Annotated in this window: 23 protein-coding genes; 15 read left to right on the top strand and 8 right to left on the bottom strand. The window is 66.4% G+C overall.

The features are described from left to right. Nucleotides 1-194: 194 nt before the first annotated feature. From AC1D09_RS16200 to AC1D09_RS16190, 3 genes are all read right to left on the bottom strand, one after another. Complete coding sequence (locus AC1D09_RS16200; RefSeq protein ID WP_477664171.1) at nucleotides 195-1,436, bottom strand: ATP-binding protein; 1,242 nt, start codon at nucleotides 1,434-1,436, stop codon at nucleotides 195-197. Between the two features lie 5 nt (nucleotides 1,437-1,441). Beyond that, nucleotides 1,442-2,158, bottom strand: coding sequence for a response regulator (locus AC1D09_RS16195; RefSeq protein WP_074578280.1), 717 nt, complete (start codon nucleotides 2,156-2,158; stop codon nucleotides 1,442-1,444). A gap of 197 nt (nucleotides 2,159-2,355) precedes the next feature. After that, complete coding sequence (locus tag AC1D09_RS16190; protein WP_477664169.1) at nucleotides 2,356-3,969, bottom strand: AmpG family muropeptide MFS transporter; 1,614 nt, start codon at nucleotides 3,967-3,969, stop codon at nucleotides 2,356-2,358. Between the two features lie 31 nt (nucleotides 3,970-4,000). Between AC1D09_RS16190 and AC1D09_RS16185 the strand changes: the two genes are divergently transcribed. From AC1D09_RS16185 to AC1D09_RS16165, 5 genes are all read left to right on the top strand, one after another. Continuing rightward, on the top strand, nucleotides 4,001-4,843 hold the full coding sequence (locus tag AC1D09_RS16185) for a M48 family metallopeptidase (protein WP_477664168.1): 843 nt from the start codon (nucleotides 4,001-4,003) through the stop codon (nucleotides 4,841-4,843). A 27-nt stretch (nucleotides 4,844-4,870) separates the two neighbouring features. Further along, the gene (locus tag AC1D09_RS16180) at nucleotides 4,871-6,028 is read left to right on the top strand and encodes an HPP family protein (RefSeq protein WP_477664167.1); all 1,158 of its coding nucleotides are present in this window, start codon (nucleotides 4,871-4,873) and stop codon (nucleotides 6,026-6,028) included. 303 nt (nucleotides 6,029-6,331) lie between these two features. Next, complete coding sequence (locus AC1D09_RS16175) at nucleotides 6,332-6,673, top strand: Hpt domain-containing protein (protein ID WP_477664166.1); 342 nt, start codon at nucleotides 6,332-6,334, stop codon at nucleotides 6,671-6,673. Nucleotides 6,674-6,694: 21 nt separating this feature from the next. Further along, nucleotides 6,695-9,592, top strand: a complete 2,898-nt coding sequence (locus AC1D09_RS16170) for a PAS domain S-box protein (protein WP_477664165.1) — start codon at nucleotides 6,695-6,697, stop codon at nucleotides 9,590-9,592. A 6-nt stretch (nucleotides 9,593-9,598) separates the two neighbouring features. Continuing rightward, on the top strand, nucleotides 9,599-9,985 hold the full coding sequence (locus tag AC1D09_RS16165; protein WP_477664164.1) for a response regulator: 387 nt from the start codon (nucleotides 9,599-9,601) through the stop codon (nucleotides 9,983-9,985). 284 nt (nucleotides 9,986-10,269) lie between these two features. Here the strand turns inward: AC1D09_RS16165 and AC1D09_RS16160 are convergent, their stop codons facing one another. Further along, on the bottom strand, nucleotides 10,270-11,136 hold the full coding sequence (locus AC1D09_RS16160; protein ID WP_477664163.1) for an exodeoxyribonuclease III: 867 nt from the start codon (nucleotides 11,134-11,136) through the stop codon (nucleotides 10,270-10,272). A gap of 10 nt (nucleotides 11,137-11,146) precedes the next feature. Here AC1D09_RS16160 and pyrE point away from each other — a divergent pair, with 10 nt between their 5' ends. After that, on the top strand, nucleotides 11,147-11,899 hold the full coding sequence (gene pyrE, locus AC1D09_RS16155; RefSeq protein ID WP_477664221.1) for an orotate phosphoribosyltransferase: 753 nt from the start codon (nucleotides 11,147-11,149) through the stop codon (nucleotides 11,897-11,899). Between the two features lie 30 nt (nucleotides 11,900-11,929). Further along, the gene (locus tag AC1D09_RS16150; protein ID WP_477664220.1) at nucleotides 11,930-12,568 is read left to right on the top strand and encodes a DUF4124 domain-containing protein; all 639 of its coding nucleotides are present in this window, start codon (nucleotides 11,930-11,932) and stop codon (nucleotides 12,566-12,568) included. Nucleotides 12,569-12,610: 42 nt separating this feature from the next. Here the strand turns inward: AC1D09_RS16150 and gatB are convergent, their stop codons facing one another. From gatB to gatC, 3 genes are read right to left on the bottom strand one after another with little or no spacing between them, the layout of a single operon-like run. After that, a complete protein-coding gene (gatB, locus tag AC1D09_RS16145; protein ID WP_477664162.1) occupies nucleotides 12,611-14,068 on the bottom strand; it encodes an Asp-tRNA(Asn)/Glu-tRNA(Gln) amidotransferase subunit GatB in 1,458 nt (485 codons plus the stop codon). Between the two features lie 5 nt (nucleotides 14,069-14,073). Then, complete coding sequence (gene gatA, locus AC1D09_RS16140; RefSeq protein WP_477664161.1) at nucleotides 14,074-15,588, bottom strand: Asp-tRNA(Asn)/Glu-tRNA(Gln) amidotransferase subunit GatA; 1,515 nt, start codon at nucleotides 15,586-15,588, stop codon at nucleotides 14,074-14,076. After that, nucleotides 15,585-15,884, bottom strand: coding sequence for an Asp-tRNA(Asn)/Glu-tRNA(Gln) amidotransferase subunit GatC (gatC, locus tag AC1D09_RS16135; RefSeq protein ID WP_074578270.1), 300 nt, complete (start codon nucleotides 15,882-15,884; stop codon nucleotides 15,585-15,587). The genes gatA and gatC overlap by 4 nt, the downstream gene beginning before the upstream one ends. Before the next feature lie 307 nt (nucleotides 15,885-16,191). Between gatC and AC1D09_RS16130 the strand changes: the two genes are divergently transcribed. The 6 genes from AC1D09_RS16130 (at nucleotide 16,192) to AC1D09_RS16105 (ending at nucleotide 23,400) form a co-directional block, all read left to right on the top strand. Continuing rightward, the gene (locus AC1D09_RS16130) at nucleotides 16,192-17,235 is read left to right on the top strand and encodes a rod shape-determining protein (protein WP_007872262.1); all 1,044 of its coding nucleotides are present in this window, start codon (nucleotides 16,192-16,194) and stop codon (nucleotides 17,233-17,235) included. 61 nt (nucleotides 17,236-17,296) lie between these two features. Continuing rightward, the gene (mreC, locus tag AC1D09_RS16125) at nucleotides 17,297-18,226 is read left to right on the top strand and encodes a rod shape-determining protein MreC (RefSeq protein ID WP_477664160.1); all 930 of its coding nucleotides are present in this window, start codon (nucleotides 17,297-17,299) and stop codon (nucleotides 18,224-18,226) included. Further along, nucleotides 18,223-18,741 carry a rod shape-determining protein MreD gene (gene mreD / locus AC1D09_RS16120; RefSeq protein WP_477664159.1) on the top strand — a complete coding sequence of 173 codons (519 nt, stop codon included), beginning with the start codon at nucleotides 18,223-18,225 and terminating at the stop codon, nucleotides 18,739-18,741. The genes mreC and mreD overlap by 4 nt, the downstream gene beginning before the upstream one ends. Before the next feature lie 186 nt (nucleotides 18,742-18,927). Next, nucleotides 18,928-21,000, top strand: a complete 2,073-nt coding sequence (gene mrdA, locus AC1D09_RS16115) for a penicillin-binding protein 2 (RefSeq protein WP_477664158.1) — start codon at nucleotides 18,928-18,930, stop codon at nucleotides 20,998-21,000. A gap of 411 nt (nucleotides 21,001-21,411) precedes the next feature. Next, a complete protein-coding gene (locus AC1D09_RS16110) occupies nucleotides 21,412-22,905 on the top strand; it encodes an ammonium transporter (RefSeq protein WP_477701135.1) in 1,494 nt (497 codons plus the stop codon). 36 nt (nucleotides 22,906-22,941) lie between these two features. Further along, on the top strand, nucleotides 22,942-23,400 hold the full coding sequence (locus AC1D09_RS16105; RefSeq protein ID WP_477664264.1) for a hypothetical protein: 459 nt from the start codon (nucleotides 22,942-22,944) through the stop codon (nucleotides 23,398-23,400). Here AC1D09_RS16105 and AC1D09_RS16100 read toward each other — a convergent pair. Further along, entirely contained in the window at nucleotides 23,397-23,783 is a 387-nt protein-coding gene (locus tag AC1D09_RS16100; RefSeq protein WP_477664265.1) for a hypothetical protein, read from the bottom strand. The genes AC1D09_RS16105 and AC1D09_RS16100 overlap by 4 nt on opposite strands. Before the next feature lie 135 nt (nucleotides 23,784-23,918). Between AC1D09_RS16100 and AC1D09_RS16095 the strand changes: the two genes are divergently transcribed. Further along, complete coding sequence (locus AC1D09_RS16095; protein ID WP_477664266.1) at nucleotides 23,919-24,752, top strand: phosphate/phosphite/phosphonate ABC transporter substrate-binding protein; 834 nt, start codon at nucleotides 23,919-23,921, stop codon at nucleotides 24,750-24,752. A 207-nt stretch (nucleotides 24,753-24,959) separates the two neighbouring features. Continuing rightward, nucleotides 24,960-25,733, top strand: coding sequence for a crotonase/enoyl-CoA hydratase family protein (locus AC1D09_RS16090; protein ID WP_477664267.1), 774 nt, complete (start codon nucleotides 24,960-24,962; stop codon nucleotides 25,731-25,733). Nucleotides 25,734-25,772 lie beyond the last annotated feature (39 nt).

Genomic DNA, 25,772 nt, shown 5'->3' with positions numbered 1-25,772 from the left:
GGATGGGAGAACGTCGTTGGGAGACCAAAAAATGTTTCACCGACGTCTGGTTTTTATTTCCCTGTTTCCCTCGAATTGCGGGTGTTGTGACAGCAACGACCGCAACTGTCGGTGATCGCGCAGGGTTTGACCATTCTCCAAATAGAGGAGACGGCGGGGATTTCAGCTGAATCGTCGCAAGTTCGTGACTTATTTCACGCTGCGGGCTGGGCGACCGCATGGGCCACGGGCAACTCCACGATGAAGGACGCGCCGCCGCCGGGTCGTGCCTCGCAGCGCACGTTGCCGCCATGGCGCTGGCTGATGGACTTGACCAGCGCCAGGCCCAGGCCCACGCCGCCCTCCCGCTCGCTGGCACCGGGCAGGCGGTAAAAAGGCTCGAAGATGCGTTCGCGCTGGCCGGCCGGAACGCCCGGGCCGCGGTCGTGCACCTTGACCACGGCCAGCTGTTTGGCGCCGACGCGGGTTTGTGCGAGTTCGAGGTTGATCTCGCCGGTGCTGTAGCGCCTGGCGTTTTCCAGCAGGTTGCGGATCAGCCGGCGCAGCAGGCGCGGCGAGCCCTGCACGGTCAGGCTGTGGCTGGCGGCGTCCAGCCCCAGGCCGGCGGCCGGCTGCTGGCCGAGTTCCGCGCTGAGTTCGGCGTTGACGCGCGCGCATTCCTCGGCCGCCAGTCCCGTGAGGTCCAGGGTTTCAAAGGGCTCCGCGTCGGCCTGCTTGGCGTCCAGGCGGCTGGCCAGCAGGATTTCGTCGATCAGCTGGTCGAGCTCGTTGATGCTGCGCGAGATTTCCTTGCGCTGGGGCGAGGCGGCGTCGGTGCCCATGAGTTCCAGGCCCATGCGGATGCGTGCCAGCGGCGAGCGCAATTCATGCGAGGCGTTGGCCAGCAGTGACTTGTGCGACTCCATCAGGGTTTCGATGCGTTCGGCCGCGTGGTTGAAGCGCCCGGCCAGGAACGCCACCTCGTCCTTGCCGTCGGCATTGACGCGGGCCGACAGGTCGCCTGCGCCCCAGCGCTCCACGCCGCGTTGCAGGGCTTCGAGCCGCTGCGTCAGCCGCCGCATGACGGGGTAGGCGCCCACGGCCACGGCCAGGCCGACCAGGCCCAGCATCCAGCCGAAGCCGAAACCAAAAGGCGGGCGCATCCAGGGGTTGCCCGGCGGGCGCTTGGGCCGGGGCAGCAGCAGGTTCAGGGTCTGGCCGTCATTGGTCACGACGTCGAACTCCAGGTCATCGCCGAGCTTGCGGTCGGGCCGGGTCTGCGCCGTGCCTATGACTTCGCCCTTGTCGTTGTGCACCAGCACTTCGCGTATCGGCAGCAGCGGCGGGTCGGCGCTCAGGCGCCAGGCCGCGCCGACCAGGAAAGTCAGCACGACCACGGTGGCGACAACCGCCAGCCATATACGTACATAGAGGTGCGAAGTGAAACGGCCCCACATGAAGATCAGTCCTGCTGCTTGGCGAACACATAACCCACGCCGCGCACGGTGAGTATGCGTTTGGGATCCTTGGCGTCGGCCTCGATGGCGCTGCGGATGCGGCCCATGTGCACGTCGATGGATCGGTCGAAGGCCTCGAGCTCGCGGCCGCGCACGGCTTCCATGATCTGGTCGCGGCTGAGCACGCGGCCAGCGCGTTCGGCCAGCGCCACCAGCAGGTCGAACTGGTAGGAGGTCAGTTCGCAGGGGCTGCCCGACACCGAGACGGTGCGCGCATCGCGGTCGATTTCCAGCGAGCCGAAGCGCATGACCTTGTGGCCGCCGTTGGCCGCGGCGCTGGCGGTGTCGCCGCCGCGGCGCAGCACGGCGCGTATGCGCGCCAGCAGCTCGCGCGGCTCAAACGGCTTGGGCAGGTAGTCGTCGGCGCCGATTTCCAGGCCGACGATGCGGTCCATGGGGTCGCCCTTGGCGGTGAGCATGAGCACCGCGGTGTTGGCGCTGTCGCTGCCCTGGCCCTTGATGCGCCGGCAGACTTCCAGGCCGTCCATGTCGGGCAGCATCAGGTCCAGGATGACCAGGTCGGGGGTGTTGCCTTCCAGCGCGGCGAGCCCGCTCGCGCCGTCGGCCGCGTGGGTGAAGCCATAGCCCGACTGGCGCAGGTACTCGCCCACCATGCTGGCCAGGCGGGCGTCGTCTTCGATCATCAGGAGTTGTTGGGTCATGGAGAGGTCCTCGGTTGCAGGGTGTGTCCCCCGGGGTGGAACACGATGGGTTCATGCTGCGCCGCACGCAACAATCGCGCTTGAAGCCATCGTAAAGTTACGGTAAACCGGGGCGGCAGTCCACCAGCATACTCCGCTGCGCGGGTATCTGGCAGCTGTTTTGAAGCTATTAATTTAATAGCTGCAGGTGCCTGTTCCTATTGGGATTTCGGAGGCTGAAGCCGCGAAGCCAGGGCCACCAGCACGAGCACCGGCAGCCCCAGCAGGGCGGTCGCGGTGAAGAAATGGCTGTAACCGAAGGCGTCCACGTATTTGCCCGAGTAGCCGGCCAGGAACTTGGGCAGCAGCAGCATCATGGAGCTGAACAGCGCATACTGCGTGGCCGAGTAATTGACGTTGGTCAGGCTGGACAGGTAGGCAATGAAGGCGGCCGAGGCAATGCCGCTGGAGAGGTTGTCGGCCGAGATCACGAAAATCAGCGCGCTGACGTCATGGCCGCGCGTGCCCAGCCAGGCGAACAGCAGGTTGCTGGCCGCGCTCAGCACGGCGCCCAGCATCAGCACGCGCATCACGCCCAGGCGCATGGCCATGGCACCGCCGATAAAGGCGCCGGCCAGCGTCATGATGACACCGTAGATCTTGGTGACGGCGGCGACCTCATCCTTGGTGTAGCCCATGTCCACGTAAAACGGGTTGGCCATGATGCCCATGACGACGTCGCTGATGCGGTAGATGGCGATCAGCGCGAGGATCACGATAGCCTGCTTGCCGTACCGCTTGAGGAACTCGGCGAAGGGCACGTAAAAGGCATGGTCGAACCAGACGGCGGCCGGCACCAGCCGCGCCGGCAGTGCGACGCGAATACCTGTTTTGGCCAGGCCGATGATGGCCAGCACGTAGATGGGCAGCGGCAACAGGTAGGCGCTGAGGGCCAGGTCGTACGCCCGCACCACCACGCCGGGCACGGCCAGCAGCAACAGCACGAGGAGCGCCAGCGTCGCAAACAGCACCGTGCCGTAGAGGGGAATGCCGGTGGCGGCAAAACGCGCACGGGTCGCCGCGGTTTCAGCGTCGCTTTCGGCGCGGGCGCGCTCTGCGGGCTCCGCCGAAAACAGCACGGTGATGATGCCCGGGAGCATGGAGACCGCCATGACCAGGTAAGCGGTCTGCCATGCGCCGGGCTGGTAGGCCGCGGCGTTGGGGACTTCGGCGCGCGCGGCGATCCACAGCACGCCGGCCCCGGCCCAGATCATGGCGATGCGGTAGCCGGTCTGGTAGGCCGCTGCCAGCGCCGCCTGGCGTTTGGCATCCGCGGATTCGATGCGAAAGGCGTCGAGCGCGATATCCTGCGTGGCCGAGCCAAAGGCCGCGGCCAGCGCGCACCACACCATGGGCTGCAGGGACAGCTTGGGGTCGTTCAGCGCCATGCCGCACAGTGCGCCGATGATGGTGAGCTGCGCCAGCAGCAACCAGCTGCGGCGGCGCCCCAACAGGCGTGTGAGCACCGGTATCGGCAAACGGTCGACCAGCGGCGCCCATACCCATTTGAAGCCGTAGGCCAAGCCTATCCAGCTTAGGAATCCTATGGTGGTGCGGTCAATGCCCGCCTCGCGCAGCCAGAAGCTCAGCGTGCCAAAAACCAGTAACAGCGGCAGGCCCGCCGAAAAGCCGAGCAGCAGCATGCGCAGCGTGGCGCGCTCGGCGTACACACGCCAGACGCTGGCCCACGATACCGGGGCGGCGCTGGAAGATTCGGGGACGGAAGAGGCGGTGCCTGGTGCCAAGGTGGCGGAGGGGGTTTTGTCTGACATGGCCATTTCGATTTGTGACTATTATTCACCCATGTGCTTTTTATGCGATGCCAAACACTCCGCCTGGCCCGGCCGCCGGGCATTTCTGCTGGCCGCCGCCGGCACTGCGGCGACGGCCGCCACCATGCCGCTGCGCGCCCAGGTGGATGTCGGGCCCGCGTCCCAGCTGCGCAACCTGGTGCCCGCCGACGAGATTGAAAGCGCCGCCACCCAGGAATACAGCAAGCTGCTGGCCGAAGCCCGCGCCAAGGGCGCGCTGGCGCCACAGGGCAATCCGCAGCTGCAACGGCTGCGCGCCATCGCCGCCAGGCTGGTGCCGCAGACCACCCAATGGAACGACCGCGCCAAACAATGGCGCTGGGAGGTCAACCTGCTGGGCAGCAAACAGATCAACGCGTTTTGCATGCCGGGCGGCAAGATCGCTTTTTATACCGGCATCCTCGACCAGCTCAAGCTGACCGACGACGAGGCGGCCATGATCATGGGCCACGAAATGGCCCACGCGCTGCGCGAGCATGCGCGCGCGCGCATCGCCAAAAGCCAGGGCACGGGCACCTTGCTGTCGCTGGGCGCGCAGTTGCTGGGCTGGGGCCAGGTCGGCGACCTGGCCGCCAGCATAGGCACGCAGCTGCTGACGCTGCGGTTTAGCCGCGAGGACGAAACCGATGCCGACCTGGTGGGCCTGGAGCTGGCCGCGCGCGGCGGCTACAACCCGCAGGCGGCCGTCAGCCTGTGGGAAAAGATGGGCCAGGCCGGCGGCGGATCTTCCGGCCCGAGCTTTCTGTCCACCCATCCTTCCGGCCCTGAGCGCATCCAGCAACTGCAGGCCAATGTGCCCAAGGTACAAGCCCTTTATCAACGCGCCCGCAGCTAAGCAGGCTGGCCGTCTCCGGTAACCGGTTTGACGCAGCGCGCCGCATTCTTTTCGCGCGCCTGGTGGCGGGCTTTTCGCCCTGCGCGCACCCGCATCGACACGCGCGAACGCCTGCGCCTGGTGGCGGGTTCGCTGTTTGGCATCTTCCTGACGGGGCTGCTGTGCCATCTGGCCGGCTGGGTGCTGCCCGGCCTGCCCTGGCTGGTGGCGCCGCTGGGGGCCAGCGCGGTGCTGATCTTTGCCGTGCCGGCCAGCCCCATGGCGCAGCCCTGGCCGGTGGTGGGCGGCAACACGCTGTCGGCGCTGGCCGGCATCGCCGGAGTGCACGGCGCGCACCTGCTGGGTTCGCCCGAACTGGCCGCGGCCCTGGCGGTGGCCACGGCGATTGCGCTGATGCTGGCGCTGCGCTGCCTGCACCCGCCGGGCGGCGCCACGGCGCTGATGATGGTGCTGGGCGGCATCTCCAGCCCGGTGTTCGCCTTTTATCCCGTGATGCTCAATTCGGTGCTGCTGGTGCTCATGGGCATCCTCTACAACAACGCGACGCGGCGCGCCTACCCGCACACGCAGCTGCCCCCGCCGGGTGCGGCGCCCTCGGCCCAGGACCGGCAGCTCGACGCCGACCTGGACGCCGTGCTGGCACGCTACAACCAGGTGCTGGACGTGAGCCGCGACGACCTCAAGGCCCTGCTGGCCGAAACGCGGCTGCGCGCCTACGACCGAAAGCTGGCCGAGGTGCGCTGCGAAGACATCATGTCGCGCGAGCTGGTGACGGTGGAATTCGGCACGCCGCTTGAGGAGGCCTGGGCCCTGCTGAGGGAGCGCCGCATCAAGGCGCTGCCGGTGGTGGACCGCGGCTTTCGCATCGCCGGCATCATCACGGTGGCGGACTTCATGCGCGCCGCCGACCTGGACCTGTACGAAGGCTTTGACGCCAAGCTCAGGCAGCTGGTGCGCAGCACGCGCAGCGTGTATTCGGACAAGCCCGAGGTCGTGGGGCAGATCATGACCCGCAACGTGCGCGTGGCGGGCCGGCAGCGCCGGCTGGTGGAGCTGGTGCCGCTGTTCGGCAGCACCGGCCACCACCATATCCCCATCATTGGCGAGGGTGAGCGGCTGGTCGGGATTATTACCCAGTCGGATCTGGTCGCGGCGCTCGGGAAGGCGGCCGACCCGTCAGCTTGACCAGGGGCTTAGCGCGTGATGAATGAGGTCGAAGGTATTCAATTTATGCGCGGTTGTGGATGTAATCCTCTGCATATCAAGGCATAAGGTTTAACGGCGTTGCCTTGTGCGGTTTTCGCGCCGGATGGACCCGCGCCAAAGGGGCGTCCAGGGCGGCAACCACTCGTACTTGTCCTACGCTGCTTTTTGATACTTGCGCCTTAAGATGGGCCGCATGAGCCCTCCTCTTCTTCCAGGACAAGCCGCCTTTCTCGCGCGGTGGCGGGCCGCGGACGCACGGCGGGCACCCTCCATCCCGATGCCATGACGCGCACCGATCCGGCCCTGATCGCATTCCTGGAGGAGCAACGCGCCGATTACACCCGCTCCCTGCCGCGCCGCCTGGAGCAGGTCGGGCTGCTCTGGCAGCAGATTCTGCGGGGCGAGGACCTGGCCCAGGCTTTGCCGGCGCTGGAGCGCCATGCGCACAGCCTGGCGGGCTCCGCGGCGACTTTCGGCTGGGCGGAACTCGGACTGGCCGCACAGGCGCTGGAATTGGCCCTGAGCCCCCACGTCGGCATGGAGCAGGCGCTGGCGCCCGAGGTGCGGGCCGAAGTGGGCCGGGCCGTTGAGCAATTGCAGCAGCGCTTTCACGGCGCTGCCTGACACGTCGCGAAGGAACTGCCCATGCCATCCTCCGCCATCTTCCTGAAAAAGATCAAAGTCGCGATGGCCGGCGGTGTGGTGCTCATGGCCGTGGTGGGCACGGCGTCCTATATGGCCATCAGCCGCCTGCTGGAAACGGCGCAGTCCCGCGTGCGGACCGAGGACACGCTGGTGACGCTGGAGCGCGTGGACTCCAGCCTGCGAACGGCCGAGTCCACGCTGCGCCAGTACCTGCTGAGCGGCCGCGAGGACGACCTGGCGGCCTTCCAGGAAGCCCGGGTCGAACTGCGCGCCGTCAGGGCCCGCACGCGCAGTGCCAATGTGCTGCAGGAGTCGGCGGATTTTGACGAATTGATCAACCAGCGCGCCCAGACCGCGAATCAGGCCATCGCGGCGCGCCAGGCAGGCGGCCCCGAGGCCGCGGCGGCCGTCCTGGCCAGCCAGGCGAGCCGTGATTTGCGCCTGCGCACCAATGCGCTGCTCGAAGGCGCGCGCAACCGCGAGTCCTACAAATGGCGTGACGCGCAGGCAGCGGCCGAGCGCAGCGCGCAGTGGGCGCTGAGCCTCATCGTGGCCGCCAGCGCCCTGTTCTTCGCCATGCTGGGCTGGGTGGTTTATGTGGTCAAGCATTACGAGCAGGTGCGAAAAAGCGGCGAGGCCCAGCTGCGCGACAGCGAAGCCATGAGCCGCAGCATCACCGAAGGCATGGTGGAGGCTGTGATCACCACCACCTCGGAGGACATCGTGCTGGAGGCCAATGCCGCCGCGCTGCAGCTTTTCGGCTATGAGCGCAGTGAGCTGGTGGGTCGCGACGTCTCGGAACTGGTGCCCGAGCGCCTGCGCGGCCAGTACAAGGAATTCACCGCGATGATGCATGCACGGCCCGGGGCCTTCCGGATCTCCGGGCGTGAAGTGCTGGCCTTGCGCAAGGACGGCACCGAATTCCCGGTCAGCGTGTCCTTCAGCGACGTGCAGGTGGGCGGGCGGCGCGTGTTCACCGCCCTGATGCACGACATCACCGAAAGCAAGCGCATTACCAAGGCCCTGCGGGCCAGCGAGTCGCAGCTGCGCCAGGTCACCGATACGGTGCCGGCCCTGATCGCCTACCTGGACACCGACCAGCGCTTTCGCTTTCATAACCGGGCCTATGAGGACAACTTCGGCCTGAGCTACGAGCAGATCGACGGCAAGCCGCTGGCCGACGTGCTGGGCCCCCAGGTGTATGAAACGGTGCGGGAAAAGGTGGATGAAGTCCTGACCGGGCATACGGTGCGTTACGAGCGCACGCAGGTCACGCCACAGGGCGAGCGCAGGCACTACGCGATGCAGTATTTCCCGCGCTACGGCGAAGGCTCGGCGGCGGACAAGGTGATCGGCTTTTTCTCGCTGGGCACCGACATCACCGAGCTCAAGCGCATAGACCGCATGAAGACCGAGTTTGTTTCCACCGTCAGCCACGAACTGCGCACGCCGCTCACTTCGATACGCGGTTCGCTGGGCCTGATCTCGGGCGGCGTGGCCGGCCAGTTGCCCGATGCCGTCAAGAGCCTGGTGACCATTGCGCAAAACAACTGCGAGCGCCTGATCCGGCTGATCAACGACATCCTGGACAGCGAAAAAATCGAATCCGGCAAGCTGCGCCTGGACTTGCAGGTGGTGGACCTGCGGCAGCTGGTGCAGCAGACGCTGGTCGCCAACGAGGGTTTTGCCAGCCAGCATGGCGTGAGTCTGGTGATGCGGGCGCCCGAGGCGGCCTTGCACGTGCGCGTCGACAGCGACCGCATGACCCAGGTGCTGACCAACCTGCTGTCCAACGCCGTGAAGTTTTCGCCCAAGGCCGGCGTGGTGGAGGTCAGGCTTTCGCGCACGGCACAGAAAGTGCGGGCGGAGGTGGTCGACGCCGGCCCCGGCATTCCGGAGGAATTCAGTTCCCGCATCTTCCAGAAGTTCTCGCAGGCCGACTCCTCCGACACCCGCCAGAAAGGCGGAACCGGCCTGGGCCTGAATATTTCCCGCGCCCTGGTCGAAAAAATGGGCGGCACCATCGGTTTTTCGAGCAAGGCGGGCGTGGGCACCACCTTCTTTTTTGAGACGCCCGAATGGACCAACCCGGTGCCGCTGCTCAAGCCCCTGCGGCCGCCCGCGGTGTCGTCGCGCCCGCGCATCCTGATCTGCGAGGGCGACCCCGACGTGGCCCGGCTCATCAGCATGATGCTGGGCAAGGCCGGCTTTGATTCGGACATGACCTACAGCGCCGAGGAGGCGCTGGCCAGCCTGGCCTCCAACAGCTACGACGCGGTGACGGTGGACCTTAAGCTGCCCGGCCAGAACGGCGTGTCCTTCATCGGCCAGCTGCGCGAGGACGAGAGTACGCGCAACCTGCCCGTCGTGGTCATTTCGGCCATGGCCGAGCAGGGCGAACTGCAATTCAACCGCAAGCCGCACACGGTTTCGGACTGGCTGAAAAAACCCATCGACGAGCACCTGCTGATCCACAGCCTGCGCCGCGCCGTCGCCAGCCTGGACTCGGGCAAGCCGCGCATCCTGCATGTCGAAGACGACCTGGACATCCAGCGCATCACCGCCGCCATCGCCCAGGAATTCGCGAGCTTCGAATTCGCCGCCACGCTGGACGAGGCCCGCGCCCTGCTGCGCGAGCACACCTTTGACCTGGTGCTGCTGGACCTGGCGCTGGGCAGCCATTCGGGCTGGGACTTGTTTGAGGACATCGACGCGCTGGATCCGCGCCCGCCGGTGATCGTGTTCTCGGCCGGCGACGTGGAACCCTCGGACGGCCGGTATGCCGACGCGGTCCTGGTCAAGGCCCATACCTCAAACACCGAACTGCTCAATACAATCCAGCGAGTCCTCCAGATTCCCGGCGATCCGGGCCCAACCCGTCCCCAAGCCTTGAGTTGAACCATCATGACCAAACCACTGAACCGCATCCTCTATGTTGAAGACGAGCCCGACATCCGCATGGTGGCGCAGATGGCGCTGCAAGCGGTGGGAGGCTTCACCGTGATCGCCTGCGCCTCCGGCCAGGAGGCGCTGGATGCCGCACCCGGCGCCGGGGCCGACCTGCTGCTGCTGGACGTCATGATGCCCGGCATGGACGGCCCCACCACGCTCAAGGGCTTGCGCGAGCTGCCGGCCACGGCCAGCACACCGGTCATTTTCATGACCGCCAAGGTGCAGGCCGCCGAAGTGGCTGTGTACAAGGGCCTGGGCGCGCTGGAGGTGATTCCCAAGCCCTTCGACCCCATGGAGCTGTCCACGCAGATCCAGCGGATCTGGGCTGAACAAGGTTAGCCCCCACGGTCGCTCACTTCGTGTAGCTCCCTGCCCCCCGAGGGGGCCGCCCGCCTGCGGTCTGGCAAAGCCAGTCCCGCGGCTCATGCTGGCTTAAGAGTTCATGGCTTAACCAGCGCTGGGGTTTTCACCAGCGGGGGCCGAGGGTCCGGCTTCGCCGGCCCCAGGCGCCGCCCCCTTGAGGGGGGAACAAGCTACACGCAGTGAGCTTGGACAGGGGTGTACCAATGTCACCGCCCCCTGGAAGGGGGGGACAGGCTACACGCAGTGAGCCTGGGCGGGGGTCATAGCTTGAATTCATAATCCACACTCATGGGCGCGTGGTCGGAAAAGCGCTGTTCCTTGTAAATGTGCTCGCTGCGGGCCAGCGCCGCGAAGGCCGGCGTGGCCAGGTGGTAGTCCAGGCGCCAGCCCACGTTCTTCGCATAGGCCTGGCCGCGGTTGCTCCACCAGGTGTAGGCCGCGTCGGTCGCCGTGGGCTGCAGCTTGCGGTAGACGTCGACCATGCCGCCGCCCCGGGTCGAGGGGCCGGTGCGCTGCGTCAACTCGTCGGCCGCCTCGTTGGCCAGTTCGGCGTCGCGCAGCAGTTCGGTCATCCAGGCGCGTTCCTCGGGCAGGAAGCCGCTGTTTTTCCGGTTGCCCTTGAAGTTCTTCAGGTCGATCTCCTGGTGTGCAATGTTGACGTCGCCGCACAGCACAAAATCGCGCGTTTCCTTCAGGGCCAGCAGGCGCGGGTAAAACTCGGCCAGGAAGCGGAATTTGGCGGCCTGGCGCTCCTCGCCCGAGGAGCCGCTCGGGAAGTAGCAGCTGATGATGGAGAGTTTGGGGCTCAGCTTGCGTCCGGGCCTGTCAAAGCGCAGCTCCACATAGCGCCCTTCGGCGTCGAATTCGGTGGAGCCGTAGCCCACGATCACGTCGCTGGGCTCATGGCGCGTGTAGATGCCCACGCCGGAATAGCCTTTTTTCTCGGCAAAATGAAAATAGCCCTTGAGGCCGGCGATTTCCTCGAAGCGGCCGCTCATGTCGGCCGCCTGGGCCTTGAGCTCCTGCACGCAAATACAATCCGGCATAGACTGCGCAACCCAGTCCAGCAGCCCTTTGCTGGCCGCGGAGCGGATACCGTTGAGGTTGAGGCTGGTCAATTTAAACATGGAACTTCCAATGAGCACGGCAGGGCAACAACAGGACAACAGGGACGGGGCAACTTCCGCGGACGGCGCGCTGGCACAGGAATTCGTGCAGTTCGCCGTGGAGGCGGGCGTGCTGCGCTTCGGGCAATTCAAGACCAAGGCCGGGCGCATGAGCCCGTATTTTTTCAACGCCGGCCTGTTCGACGACGGGGCCAAGCTGGGACGGCTGGCGCAATTCTATGCGCGCCACCTGCTGGCCGAGGAAAAGCGCACGGGCCTGGCCTTTGACATGATTTTCGGGCCGGCCTACAAGGGCATCCCGCTGGCCGCGGCGGTGGCCATCGAACTCGCGCGGCTGGGGCGCAACTACCCCTTCGCCTACAACCGCAAGGAGGCCAAGGACCACGGCGAAGGCGGCACGCTGGTCGGCGCGCCGGTCAAGGGCCGCGTGCTCATCATTGACGACGTGATGTCCGCCGGCACGGCCGCGCGGGAATCGATCGCCATCATCAAGGCCGCCGGCGCCGTTCCCCACGCGGTGGCGCTGGCGCTGGACCGCCAGGAGAAGGCCACGGAAAACGGCGTGGATGTGAGCCATAGTGCCGTGCAATATGTTACGAAACACCTGGGCCTTCAGGTTTGCGCGATTGCGCGCCTGACGGACTTGCTGCAATATCTCTCAGCACAGGGCGGCACGCCGGGGTCCGACGGTCCCGATGCACTGTCTCTGAAGACGCACTACCAGGCCGTGCTGGCCTACCGGGAACGCTACGGCGTGGATTAAGGAGTCGATTTGCTCTTGCGAACAGCGCTTATGGTCATCTGGGTGTCGGCTGCCTTCACGGCGAGTCAGGCCGCGGCCCAGCACATTTACACCTGTGTGGACGGCAAAGGCCGCAAGATCACGGCCGACCGCCCGATTGCCGAGTGCATGGACCGCACCCAGAAGGAATTGAACCGCTCGGGCACGGTGAAGCGCGAGGTGGGGCCTTCGCTGACCGCGCAGGAGCGCGCGGCGCAGGAAGAAAAGGACAAGGCCGCCGCCGAGGCGCGCGCGCGCGAGGCCGAGGACAAGCGCCGCGACCGCGCCCTGCTGCTGCGTTATCCCAGCCGCGCGGTGCATGATCAGGAACGCCTCATCGCCTTGGCCCAGGTCGACGAGGTCATCAAGGCCTCCAACAAGCGGACGGCGGAGCTGGCCGAGCAGCGCAAGGCCATCCAGGCCGAATTCGAGTTCTACGCCAAAGACCCCGGCAAGGCGCCGCCCGGGCTCAAGCGCAAAGTGGAAGAAAACGAGGCCAGCTCGGCCGTGCAGAGGAAGTTCGTCCAGGACCAGGAGCAGGAGAAAAAGCGCGTCAACCAGCGCTTTGACGAAGAGCTGGTCAAGCTCAAGCAGCTATGGGCCTTGAGAGAAGGCTCTATAAGCCCGGCGGCCCCCAGCGCCAAAAACTGAAGGGGCGGGCGCGGGCCGCCCGGTGTCCCCAGGCGCGGCCTCCTAAGCCAGTTTTTTCTTCAGCAGCTCGTTGACCTGCGCCGGGTTGGCCTTGCCCTTGGTGGCTTTCATGGCCTGGCCGACCAGGGCGTTCATGGCTTTGGCGTTGCCGGCTTTGACCTCTTCCACATTCCTGGCATTGGCGGCCAGCACCTCGTCGATGATCTTCTCGAGCTCGCCGGTATCGCTCATCGGCTTGAGGCCCTTGGCCTCGATGATGGCGTCGACGTCCGAACCCTCGCCGGTCCACAGCGCGTTGAACACCTGCTTGGCGGCATTGTTGGAAATCGTGCCGTCGGCGATGCGGGTGATCAGGCTCGCCAGTTGCGCGGCGCTGACGGCGGAGTCTTCGATCGGTTTTTCTTCGCTGTTCAGGCGCCGCGAGAGCTCCCCCATGACCCAGTTGCTGGCCAGCTTGGCTTGCTGGCTTGCCTCGGCCACCGCCTCAAAAAACGCGGCCGTCGCCTTGCTCTGGGTGAGCTGGCCGGCGTCGTATTCGGGCAGCCCGTAGTCCTTGACGAAACGCGCCGCCATCACGCGCGGCAGCTCGGACATTTCCGAGCGTGTTTTTTCCACCCAGTCGCGACCGATCACCAGCGGCGGCAGGTCGGGGTCGGGGAAATAGCGGTAGTCGGCCGCGTCCTCCTTGGTGCGCATGCTGCGCGTCTCGCCCGTGTCGGGGTCGAACAGCACGGTGGCCTGCTCGATGGCGTGGCCGTCTTCGATCTGCCCGATCTGCCAGCGCACCTCGTAGTCGATGGCCTGCTGCATGAAGCGAAAGCTGTTGAGGTTCTTGATTTCGCGGCGCGTGCCCAGCGGCTCGCCCGGCTTGCGCACCGAAACGTTGGCGTCGCAGCGGAAGCTGCCTTCCTGCATGTTGCCGTCGCAGATGCCTATCCAGGTGACGATCTTGTGCAGTTCCTTGGCATAGGCGACGGCTTCGGCCGAGGAGCGCATGTCCGGTTCGGTCACGATCTCCAGCAGCGGCGTGCCGGCGCGGTTCAGGTCTATGCCGCTCATGCCGATGAAGTCTTCGTGCAGCGACTTGCCCGCGTCTTCCTCGAGGTGGGCGCGCACCAGGCGCACCGAGCGCTTTTCGCCGTCCAGGAAAAACTCGACGCTGCCGCCCTGCACCACGGGAATTTCAAACTGGCTGATCTGGTAGCCCTTGGGCAGGTCGGGGTAAAAGTAGTTCTTGCGCGCGAATACGCTGCGCTCGGCGATGTGCGCGTTGACGGCCAGGCCGAACTCGATGGCGCGCTGCACCGCGCCCTTGTTCATCACCGGCAACGCGCCGGGCAGCGCGAAGTCCACGGCGCTGGCCTGCGTGTTCGGCTCGGCGCCGAAGGCGGTGGAGGCGCGGCTGAAGATTTTCGATTGAGTGGTGAGCTGCGTGTGGGTCTCAAAGCCGATGACGACTTCGTAGCCCTGCACCAGCGTGGATTTCGTGTCTTTGCTCATGTCAGTCATGCCGATGTTGCTGGTGCGCGCGTGTGCCAGTCGGTTGCCAGCTGGAACTGGTGGGCCGTGCCCAGCAGTTGCGCTTCCTTGAAGTAGTTGCCGATCAGCTGCAGGCCCACGGGCATGCCGCCGGCGCCGAAGCCCGCCGGCACGCTCATGCCGGGCAGGCCGGCCAGGCTGGACGACAGGGTGTAGATGTCGGCCAGGTAGTTGGCCACCGGGTCGCCGGATTTTTCACCGATCTTCCAGGCGACGGTGGGCGATACCGGGCCGGCAATGATGTCGCACTGCGTGAAGGCGGTCTGGAAGTCCTGCGCGATCAGGCGGCGGATTTTTTGCGCCTTGAGGTAGTAGGCGTCGTAGTAGCCGTGCGACAGCACATAGGTGCCTATCATGATGCGGCGCGTGGCCTCGTCGCCGAAGCCTTCGCTGCGCGACTTTTTGTACATGTCGTTGAGGTCGCCGTACTGCGCCGCGCGGTGGCCGTAACGCACGCCGTCAAAGCGGCTCAGGTTGCTGCTGGCTTCGGCCGGCGCGATGACGTAATACACCGGGATCGACAGTTCGGTCAGCGGCAGGCTCACGTCCACCAGCGTGGCGCCCAGCTTTTCATACTCGGCCAGCGCGCCGCGCACGGCGGCCAGCACGTCGGGCGCGCAGCCGGCGCCGAAGAACTGCGTGGGCAGGCCTATGCGCAGGCCCTTGAGCGGCTTGTCGCCGGCGGAGGCGGGGCGCGCGGCCAGCAGGTCGGCCGCGTAGTCGGCGGCGGGCAGGTCCAGCGAGGTCGAGTCGCGGTCCGGGTCGGGCGCGGCCATGGCCGACAGCAGCAGGGCGCAATCGAGCGCGCTGCGCGCCATCGGGCCGGCCTGGTCCAGGCTGGAGGCGAAGGCCACCATGCCGTAGCGCGAGCAGCGTCCGTAGGTGGGCTTGATGCCGGTGATGCCGGTCAGCGAGGCCGGCTGGCGTATCGAGCCGCCGGTGTCGGTGCCGGTGGCGGCGGGCACCAGGCGCGCGGCCACGGCGGCGGCCGAGCCGCCCGAGGAACCGCCCGGAATGCGGCTGGTGTCCCAGGGGTTTTTCACGGGCTTGTAGGCGCTGTTGTCGTTGCCCGAGCCCATGGCGAATTCGTCGCAGTTGAGCTTGCCCAGCGTGACCATGCCGGCGCCTTGCGCGCCGAGCCGGCTGACCACCGTGGCGTCAAAGGGACTGCGGTAGTTTTCCAGTATCTTCGAGCCGGCCGTGGTGGGGAAGTCGCGCGTGACGAACACGTCCTTGTGCGCCAGCGGCACGCCCAGCAGCGGCGTGCGCTCGCCGGCGGCCAGCCGCGCATCGGCCGCCTTGGCCTGGGCCAGGGAGACGTCGGCGTTGGTGGCCAGGAAGGCGCCCAGCTGTTCCTGCTGGATGCGGGCCAGGAAATGCTGCGTGGCTTCCACGCTGGAGACTTCGCGCGCGGCCAGTTTGGCGGCCAGTTGCGCGACCCCCAGCTCGTGCAGCGCGGTGTTGTTCAGGGCGCCGCTCATTCGATCACCTTGGGCACGAGAAACAGGCCCCGCTCCACGGCGGGTGCGCTGACCTGGCTGGCTTCGCGCTGGTTGGGTTCGCTGGCGACGTCCTCGCGCAGGCGCAGGGCGACGTCGCCGATCACCGCCGCCGGGTGGGCCAGCGGCTCCACGCCTTCGGTGTTGACGGCGTCCATCTGCTCCACCAGGGCAAAAAAGCCGTTGATCTGGCTCAGGGTGTGCTCGGTCTCGTCAGGTCGCAATTCCAGCCGCGCCAGGTTGGCGACGCGGGCGATGTCTTGGGGTGTCAATGCCATGGGTAGGTATGAAGGAAAATACAGCGGAATTCGAGGGAAAAGGCAGGTGAAAATAGCGCGGAAACGAGGGCCTGAAACGAGGTGTAAAGCTGAAAAAACGGCCCTCATGGACCCATTGATCTACAGGGGATGCGGTATTATCCCGCCTTTGGTGTGAAATCAGGGCCGGATGCACTCTTTAGGCGCTTTTTAGATGCCTGAAGCAAGGTTTCCAACGCCTCTGGCCCGACTTTCCCGATAATGGCTTAATCAATAAAAAGGCGATGGCGCAACGAAGTATGCCCATGCCCCAACTGGACTCTTGCATATGTTTGAAGCATTTCGTCGGTATTTTTCCACCGACCTGGCCATTGACCTCGGCACTGCCAACACCCTGATTTTTGTACGCGACCGCGGTATTGTGCTCGATGAGCCCTCCGTCGTCGCCATCCGCCACGAAGGCGGCCCCCAAGGCAAGAAGACCATCCAGGCCGTCGGCCACGAAGCCAAGGCCATGCTGGGCAAGGTTCCCGGCAACATCGAGGCGATCCGCCCGATGAAAGACGGCGTGATCGCCGACTTCACCGTGACCGAGCAGATGCTCAAGCAGTTCATCAAGATGGTGCACCCGCGCAGCCTGCTCAAGCCCAGCCCGCGCATCATCATCTGCGTGCCCTGCGGCTCGACCCAGGTCGAGCGCCGCGCGATCCGCGAAAGCGCCCTGGGCGCCGGCGCCAGCGACGTGTACCTGATTGAAGAGCCCATGGCCGCCGCGATAGGCGCGGGCCTGCCGGTGTCCGAAGCCAGCGGCTCCATGGTCGTCGACATCGGCGGCGGCACCACCGAGGTCGGCGTGATCTCGCTGGGCGGCATGGTCTACAAGGGCAGCGTGCGTGTCGGCGGCGACCGCTTCGACGAAGCCATCATCAATTACATCCGCCGCAACTACGGCATGCTGATCGGCGAGCCTACGGCCGAAGCCATCAAGAAGAGCATAGGCTCGGCTTTCCCCGGTTCCGAAGTCAAGGAAATGGAAGTCAAGGGCCGCAACCTCTCCGAAGGCGTGCCGCGCAGCTTCACGATTTCCAGCAACGAAATCCTGGAAGCCCTGACCGATCCGCTCAACAACATCGTGAGCGCCGTGAAGAACGCGCTGGAGCAGACCCCGCCCGAGCTGGGCGCCGACATCGCCGAGCGCGGCATGATGCTGACCGGCGGCGGCGCCTTGCTGCGCGACCTGGACCGCCTGCTGGCCGAGGAAACCGGCCTGCCGGTGCTGGTGGCCGAAGACCCGCTGACCTGCGTGGTGCGCGGCTGCGGCATCGCCCTGGAGCGCATGGATCGCCTGGGTTCCATCTTCACCTCGGAATAAGCGCAACGCCGTATCTCGTGCCGCGCGCCGGCATGAAGCGGGGCCAGCTTGACAGCGAACCATGCCCTTAGGAACCCTTGACAGATCCCCGCCGCCCTTTTTCAAGCAGGGGCCGTCGGCGCTGTCCAAGCTGATGTTCTTCAGCGCCTTGTCGCTGTTCCTGATGGTCGCCGACACCCGCTTTCGCATCACCCAGCCGGTGCGCGCCGTGCTCGCCACCGCGCTGTACCCGGTGCAATGGCTGGCGCTGCAGCCGGTGCGCGCGATCCGCGGCGGCGGCGAATATTTCACCACCCTGAGCCAGGCCAAACTGGCCAGCGAGGAAGCCGGCCGCAAGCTGGCGCTGCAGTCGATGCGCGCCGGTCAGGTCGAGCAACTGACCCAGGAAAACAACCGCCTGCGCAAGCTGCTGGGCCTGCGCGAGCAGCTCAGCACGCCGGTCATGGCCGCCGAGGTGCTGTACGACGCGGCCGACCCCTACACCCGCAAGGTGATCATCGACAAGGGCATGGCGCAGGGCGTGGACCTGGGCTCTCCGGTGCTGGATGAGTCCGGCGTGCTGGGCCAGGTCACGCGCGTGCATCCGCTGGTCAGCGAGGTCACCCTGCTGGTGGACCGCGACCTGGCCATTCCCGTGCTCAATGTGCGCACCGGCGCGCGCAGCGTGGCCTATGGCGACCCGGCGGTTTCCGGCAGCGGGCTGGAACTGCGGTTCATGGGCAGCAACTCGGACGTGCAGCAGGGCGACCTGCTGACCACCAGCGGCGTGGACGGCGTCTACCCGGCCGGCCTGCCGGTGGCCAAGATCAGCCGCATCGAGCGGCGCGCCGAGTCGGCCTTCGCCAAGATTTACTGCACGCCCCAGGCGTTGGTGACGGGGGCGCGGCACGTTATGGTGGTCAAGCCCGGCACCGGCCTGATCCCGCCGCGGCCCGAGGCCGATGCGCCCGAGGCCCCGCCCAGGAAGAAAGAAAAAGGGGCCGCGAAATGATCATGCGCTCAGGCCAGCAGCTGCTGCTGCCCGCCAACCCGGTGTTCATCTGGTGCAGCCTCATCGCGGCGCTGCTGCTGGACATGCTGCCCCTGGGGCGCGTGCCCTGGATGCCCGACTTCCTCGCGTTGGTGCTGGTGTTCTGGAACGTGCACCAGCCGCTGCGCGTGGGCATAGGCGTGGCCTTTATGTTCGGCCTGGGCATGGACGTGCACCAGTCTTCGCTGCTGGGCCAGCACGCGCTGTCGTACACGGCGCTGAGCTTTTTCGCCACCATGATCCACCGCCGCCTGCTCTGGTTCACCGTGCCCTCGCAGGCCCTGCAGGTGCTGCCGCTGTTCGCCGTGGCGCACGGCGTGGAGCTCGTGATCCGCATGATAGGCGGCGGCATCTTCCCGGGCTGGATCATGCTGATGGCGCCCCTGATCGAGGCTTTGCTGTGGCCCGTCGTGAGCGTGCTGCTGCTGGTGCCGCAGCGGCGCGCGCCCGACCCCGACCAGAACCGGCCGTTGTGATGGCCCCCACGCTTTTCACTGCGTGTAATGCGCTGCCCCCCGAGGGGGCCGCTGCGCCTGCGGCCCGGCAAAGCCGGTTCCGCGGCCCCTGCTGGCCTGTACGGCTCGCTTCGCATCGCCTCTTCTTCTCTAGGGGTAAGAATGGGGATTGCGGGCACTTTGTGCGGGTTGTAGAGTCGCACCACCATGACTGAATTGCGCAACGTTGAAGCCGACCTGTCGCGCTTTCGCGCGCGGGTGCTGGTGGCCAGCCTGGTGGTGTTGTGCGCGTTTGCCTTGCTGGCGGCGCGGCTGGTGTATTTGCAGGTGTACCGCCATGCCGACCTGAACGAGCAGGCCGAAAGCAACCGCACGGCCATCGTGCCCATCGTGCCGAACCGGGGCCTGATCCTGGACCGCAACGGCATCGTGCTGGCGACCAACTATTCGGCCTATACGCTGGAGATCACACCGTCCAAGGTCGAGAACCTCGAGGAAACGATTGCCGCGCTGGAAAAGGTGGTCGACATCCAGCTGCGCGACAAGCGGCGTTTCAAGCGCCTGCGCGAGGAGTCCAAGAATTTCGAGTCGCTGCCCATACGCACGCGCCTGACCGACGAGGAAGTGGCGCGCTTCGCGGCGCAGCGCTTTCGTTTTCCGGGCGTCGACATCAAGGCCCGGCTGTTTCGCAGCTACCCCTACGGCGAGCTGGGCAGCCACGTGGTGGGCTATATAGGCCGCATCAACCAGGCCGAAAAGGAAAGCATCGAAGGCAGCGACGACGAGGGCAACTACCGCGGCACCGACTACATCGGCAAGCTCGGCGTCGAGCAAAGCTTCGAGCAGCAGCTGCACGGCACCACCGGCGTGGAGCAGGTGGAGACCTCGGCCGGTGGGCGCGCGGTGCGCAAGCTGGCCAGCAACCCGGCCACGCCCGGCAACACGGTGATGCTGTCGCTGGACATCCGCCTGCAAAAGCTCGTGGAAGACATGTTCGGCGAGCGGCGCGGCGCGCTGGTGGCGCTGGACCCTAAAACCGGCGACGTGCTGGCCTTTGTCAGCAAGCCGACCTTCGACCCCAATCTTTTTGTCGACGGCATCGACAGCGAAAGCTGGCAGGCGCTCAATGAGTCCATCGACAAGCCGCTGCTCAACCGCGCGCTGCGCGGCACCTACCCGCCGGGCTCGACCTACAAGCCTTTCATGGCCATGGCCGCGCTGCAGACCGGCAAGCGCTCGCCGACTTTCATCGTCAATGACAACGCCTCCTGGAGCTTCGGCGGCCACGTGTTCCGCAGCCACGGCGACATCGCGCTGGGTGCGGTCGACATGTACCGCTCCATCGTCAAGTCCAGCAATGTGTATTACTACTCGCTGGCCAATGAGATGGGCGTCGACGCCATGCACGACTTCATGAAGCCGCTGGGCTTCGGCCAGCTCACCGGCATCGACATCAACGGCGAGGTGCGCGGCGTGCTGCCCAGCCAGGAATGGAAGCGCAAGGCCTACAAGCGGCCCGAGCAGCAGAAGTGGTATCCCGGCGAAACGATTTCCCTGGGCATCGGCCAGGGCTACAACACCTTCACCATGCTGCAGCTGGCGCAGGCCACGGCGGCGCTGGCCAACGGCGGCATCAAGCACAGGCCGCGCCTGGTCATAGGCACGCAGGACCCGGTCACGCGCGTGATGCACCCGCTGCCGGCCGACCCGCCGCAGGACCTGGGCTACAAGCCGGAGAACGTGGCCATCGTGCGCAAGGCCCTGGTGGGCGTCACGCAGGAGGGCACCTCGGCGCGGGTGTTTGCCGGCGCGGGTTATCTCTCGGGTGGCAAGACCGGCACGGCCCAGGCCGTGACCATAGGCCAGAAGGACAAGTACAACAGCGCCAAGATGGAGGAGCACCAGCGCGACCACGCGGTGTACATGGCTTTCGCGCCGGCCGAGGACCCCAAGATCGCGCTGGCCGTGATTGTGGAAAACGCCGGCTGGGGCGCCGGCGTGGCCGCGCCCATCGCGCGCCGGGTGTTTGACTACGTGCTGCTGGGCCAGTACCCGAGCGAGGAAGACATGATCGCGGTGCAAAAAGGCCTGGCCGCCGCGCCCATCGGCAAACCGCGCCAGGCCTCCGAGATGGCCGGCCTGCTGTCGGCAGGCGGCGGCGCCCCCGGGCCGACCACCGCCGCCGCGGCAGCGGCCGCCAAGGCCAAGGCGGCTGCCATTGCGGAGGCGCTCAGCAAGCTGCCCCCGCCCATGGCCGCGGCCGGCATCAACCCCGACTGAGTACCGCACCCGCAAGCCTGCCGGAAAACGACAGGCATAAAAAAAGCGCTGGGGTTACCAGCGCTTTTTGCGACAAGGCATCTTTTGGAATGCCCTGTTGCTTGTGTACTTCTAATGGCTCTCTCGTGTCTCCTCGGCTCCTCGCGTTGCGAGCAGCGAGGCTCGTCAGCAAGTCATCCAATGTAGCCCGTGCACTGGCATAGTGCATTGGGGGTTTCCCGCCCCCGAAACCCCGCGGCATGCCCGCAGTCCGTGCCGCGGCGTGCCACACCATGGCACCCGCATGCACCTTGTGCACGCATTTGTACTCAAAATTGCCTAAAAACCCCGCTGCCAGGCACTGGCACGAGTTATGCCTTCGGCCTTTAAATGTTACGGATTGTTGGCTGGATGCAAGAAAGGCGGGCATGTATGTACCTGAAGAGCTTTGTGGCGTGGGGCTTGACGATCTGGGTCGGCATAGCCTGCCAGCAGGCCATGGCGCAGGCGCCCGCCGCACCGGCCTCCGCTTCCGCGGCGGCTGCGGCCAGTGCCGCCGCCCAGGCCGCAGCGACCGCCGCGACTCCTGCGATTCCCGTGATTCCCGCGCCGCCGCCGGCGGCCCCCGCGCCCGCGGCGGCCGCATCCGCCCCGCCGCCTCCCGCGCCCCTGACCCAGCCGGGCCTGGTGGGGGCTGAGACACTCAACGGCGCCGACACCGCCTGGATGATGACCTCCACGGCCCTGGTGCTGCTCATGACGCTCCCGGGCATCGCCCTTTTTTACGGCGGCATGGTGCGCAAGAAAAGCGTGCTCAACGTCATGGCCTGCGTCGTCGCCATCTGCGCCGTCGTCAGCCTCTTGTGGTTCGCCTTGGGATATTCCATCGCGTTCACGCCCGGCAGCGGTGCCTGGGGCCATTACCTGGGCGGCACCGAGCGCTTCTGGTTCACTGGGCTGGATTATGTGAAGGACGCGCAAAAGGTCGCGGTCAGCCACGTCGCGCCCAACATCCCGGAATCGGTTTACGCTATGTTCCAGCTGACGTTTGCCATCATCACGGCGGCGCTGGTGGTCGGCTCCTTCGTCGAGCGCATGCGTTTTTCGGCGATGCTGATTTTCATGTCGCTGTGGACGGTCATCGTCTATGCGCCTATCGCCCACTGGGTGTGGGAGCCCAACGGCTGGCTGGCCCGCATGGGCGCGCTGGATTTTGCCGGCGGCTCGGTGGTGCACATCAATGCCGGTATCGCCGGGCTGGTCTGCGCCTATGTGCTCGGCCCGCGCCGCGGCTACGGCCGCGAGCCCTTCACCCCCTTCAACCTGGGCCTGACCATGGCCGGCGCCGGCATGCTGTGGGTCGGCTGGTTCGGGTTCAACGCCGGCTCCGCCGTGGCCTCCGACGGCCGGGCCGGCCTGGCCATGGCGGTCACCCACATCGCGGCCGCGGCCGGCGCTCTGTCGTGGATGGCCGCCGAGTGGGCGGTGCGCGGGCGGCCCTCGCTGCTGGGCCTGTGCTCGGGCCTGGTGGCCGGCCTGGTCGCGATCACGCCGGCCGCCGGTTTTGTCTCACCGCGCGCGGCGCTGGTGTTCGGCGTGGCCGCTGGGCTGGCATGCTACTGGGGCGCCACGGGCCTGAAGCGCCTGCTCGATGCCGACGACTCGCTGGACGTGTTCGGCGTGCACGGGGTGGGCGGCATCGTGGGCTCGCTGCTCACGGGCGTGTTCGCCAGCAAGGCCATTTCCGGCGCGCAAGGCGAAGTGCTCACGCAGGCCATAGGCGCGGGTGCCGTCATGCTGTACAGCCTGTTCATGACGGCGCTGGCCTTGTGGATCACCTCGCTGCTGGTCAGCCTGCGCGTCAGCGAAGCCTCGGAAAGCGACGGCCTGGACATCACCCAGCACGCCGAACGCCTGGGCACCTGAGTTGCCGGCATCTCACCCTTTGAAGGACACCACGCCATGCCTTCCAACGAGAAAATCGCCATCGCCGCCCACCTGCACGTGCTGCTGCGCCGCAAGACCGGCCGGGTAACCGACACCGAGTGGATGGCCGGCAACCTCGAGTACGCGGCCGAGATCGCGCGTTTTGCGCGCGAGAGGGCGGCGGAGGACGGCCATCCCGACCTGGCCGTCTGGGCCGACAGGCTGGAGGAGATCATGGCCGTGCCGGATCCCAAGCCGCGCCTGCCGCTGGTGCAGATGGTGTCGGAGGCCGTGAAGGAGCGCAGCGCGCCCGTGCTGGCCCCGCCGCCCCAGCCGGACCGCCAGAGCGCGCGCTCCATAGACACCGAGGAAGAGGTTTACCCGGAATCGGGTTTCATCGAATCGACTTTCGGCGCGATCTTTGGCGAAGAGGGCCATCGCGAACGCAAGCACCGCGACCCGAACGCGCCGCGTTATGTGAAGAGCCTGCGTTAGTTCGCCGGCTGCGTTTCCCGCGCGCGGTTCAGGCTGTGCGCCAGCATGTTGCGGGTACGCATGCGGATGTTGGCGCTGGCTTCTTCCGCGAAGGCAGCTACATAGGGGTGGCCCGCGTTGTCGGCCAGGATGCTGCGCCGCACCTGCTCCAGGCCGGGCTCGCAGGCGGCCAGGGCGGTATCGGCGAGCGCAAAGACGGACTGGGCCATATCGGTTTTCAGCGGCAGCAGGGCCTGGTCGGCGCAGCGTTGGTAGTCGTTGATGGCGGCCGCTACCGGCGCGCGGGCAATCGACAGCGGGTCCTGGCTGGCTCGCGGCGCCGAAGCACAGGCGGACAGGGCCAGGAGCAGGGTGGCGGCCAGGGAAGGGGGCAGGTATTTCATGCGCCGCATTGTGTCATCGCCGACCGGCCGCAAGCGCTTGCCGCCTGTCTGCCGGGGCGCGCTTTTAAGGGTAATCACAGCTAGCCAGTCCCAAGGGCCGCCTTTAGCATGCGGACTCTGTATAAGGAGTAACTTATGTTGCGCGATTTGATGGCATTGGCATTCATATCGGCAGCCGGCCTGCTCGGGCCCGGCGCCGCACACGCGCAGGCCCCGGCCCAGCAGCTGGTGCTGGGCATCAGCGAAGGCACCTCGGGCGGCCTGGATCATGCCCAGGTGATCGCCAAATACCAGGGCCTGGCCGAGGTGATCGGCAAAGCCATGAAAGCCAAGGTCAGCGTGGTGTTCGCGCGCGAATTCAAGCAGCTGGAAGAAGGCATGCAGACCGGCCGCTTCGACCTGGTGATGGCCCGCCCCAGCGATTACCCGGCGCGCGGCATGCGCGACTACGGCTACAGCTACATTGCCAGCACCAAACCCGACGGGCAATGCTTCATCATCGCGCCCAAGGGTTCCGAGCTGAAGACCATCGATGACGTCAAGGGCAAGCGCATCGCCCTGCCCGAGCAGATCGCCTACATGTCGCGTTTTTGCGCCGCGGAACTGCGCGACAAGGGCATCCTGGTGGGCAAGGAAAACGTGCAGTTCGTGCGCGAGCAGGCTGCGGTCGGCTTCTACCTGGACAACAAGTTCGCCGACGTGGGCGGCGTGGCTTCCTATTCAGGCATCGCCAAAAAGTGGGAAAAGGACGGCGGCCGCATCATTCACAAGAGCGTGCCCCAGCCCTACTTTCCGATGGTGGCGCACAAGCGCATCAAGCCCGAGCAGCTCAAGGCCATCCAGGAGGAGCTGCTGGCCTTGCCCGCCAGCGACGCCGGCAAGGACGTGCTCAAGCGCATAGGGGTGGAGCAGTTCGACACCACGTCCGAGCCGCGCATGCGCGAGCTGCTCAAATGGCTCAATATCTGAGCCTTTGCTGATTCGAACCGTCATAAAGCCAGCCTGAACCGGGCTGCGCCAGCCGGGCGCCGCAGTCGCCCGCGCGCTTCTTTGTGCGCCGCCGCGATCCACCTCGCCTTTTTCGGCTCCTAGGGTTTTCACTGCCCAAAAAGCCGCCCGGTCTCGTTGTAATAGTTATGATTCATAATCATAATTGGCCTCACTGAAAAGATTCCTATGACCCAAAAACACCTGATTCTCGAAATGCGCGGCGACATTGCCGTGATTCGCCTGGCGCGCCCCGCCAAACGCAATGCCCTGGGCGATGCCCTGGTGCTGGCGCTGCGCGACCTGTTTGAAAACCTGCCGTCCGCCGCCAGGGCCGCCGTGATCCATGGAGAGGGCGACCACTTCTGCGCCGGCCTGGACCTCAGCGAGCTGCAGGAGCGCGACGCCAGCCAGGGCCTGCACCATTCGCGCATGTGGCACGCCGCGCTGGACCGCCTGCAGTACGGGCCCGTGCCCGTGATCGCCGCGCTGCACGGCGCGGTGGTCGGCGGCGGTCTGGAGCTGGCGAGCGCCTGCCACATCCGGGTCGCCGATGAAAGCGCTTTTTACGCCCTGCCCGAAGGCTCGCGCGGCATTTTTGTCGGCGGCGGCGGCGCGGTGCGCATCCCGCGCCTGATAGGCACGGCCCGCATGACGGACATGATGCTGACCGGCCGTGTCTACAACGCCCAGGAAGGCGAACGCATAGGCCTGGCGCAATACCTGGTGCCGCAGGGCCAGGCCTTCGACAAGGCGCTGGAGCTCGCCGGCCAGGTCGCGAAAAACGCGCCGCTGACCAACTACGCCCTGATGCATGCCTTGCCGCGCATCGCCGAGCAGCCGGCCGACCAGGGATTCTTCACCGAGGCCCTGATGGCGGCGGTGGCGCAAAGCGCGCCCGAGGCCAAGGACCGCGTCAAGGAGTTTCTGAGCGGCAGGGCCGCCAAGGTGAAAAAAGCCTGAGCCCGCCGGTGGGCGCCACCAGGGCCCGGTGAGCAAGAG

This window comes from Polaromonas sp. P1_A2 (assembly GCF_056406895.1).
Note: the sequence above shows the minus strand (reverse complement) of the source record. Positions and strands in the feature narration are given on the sequence as shown.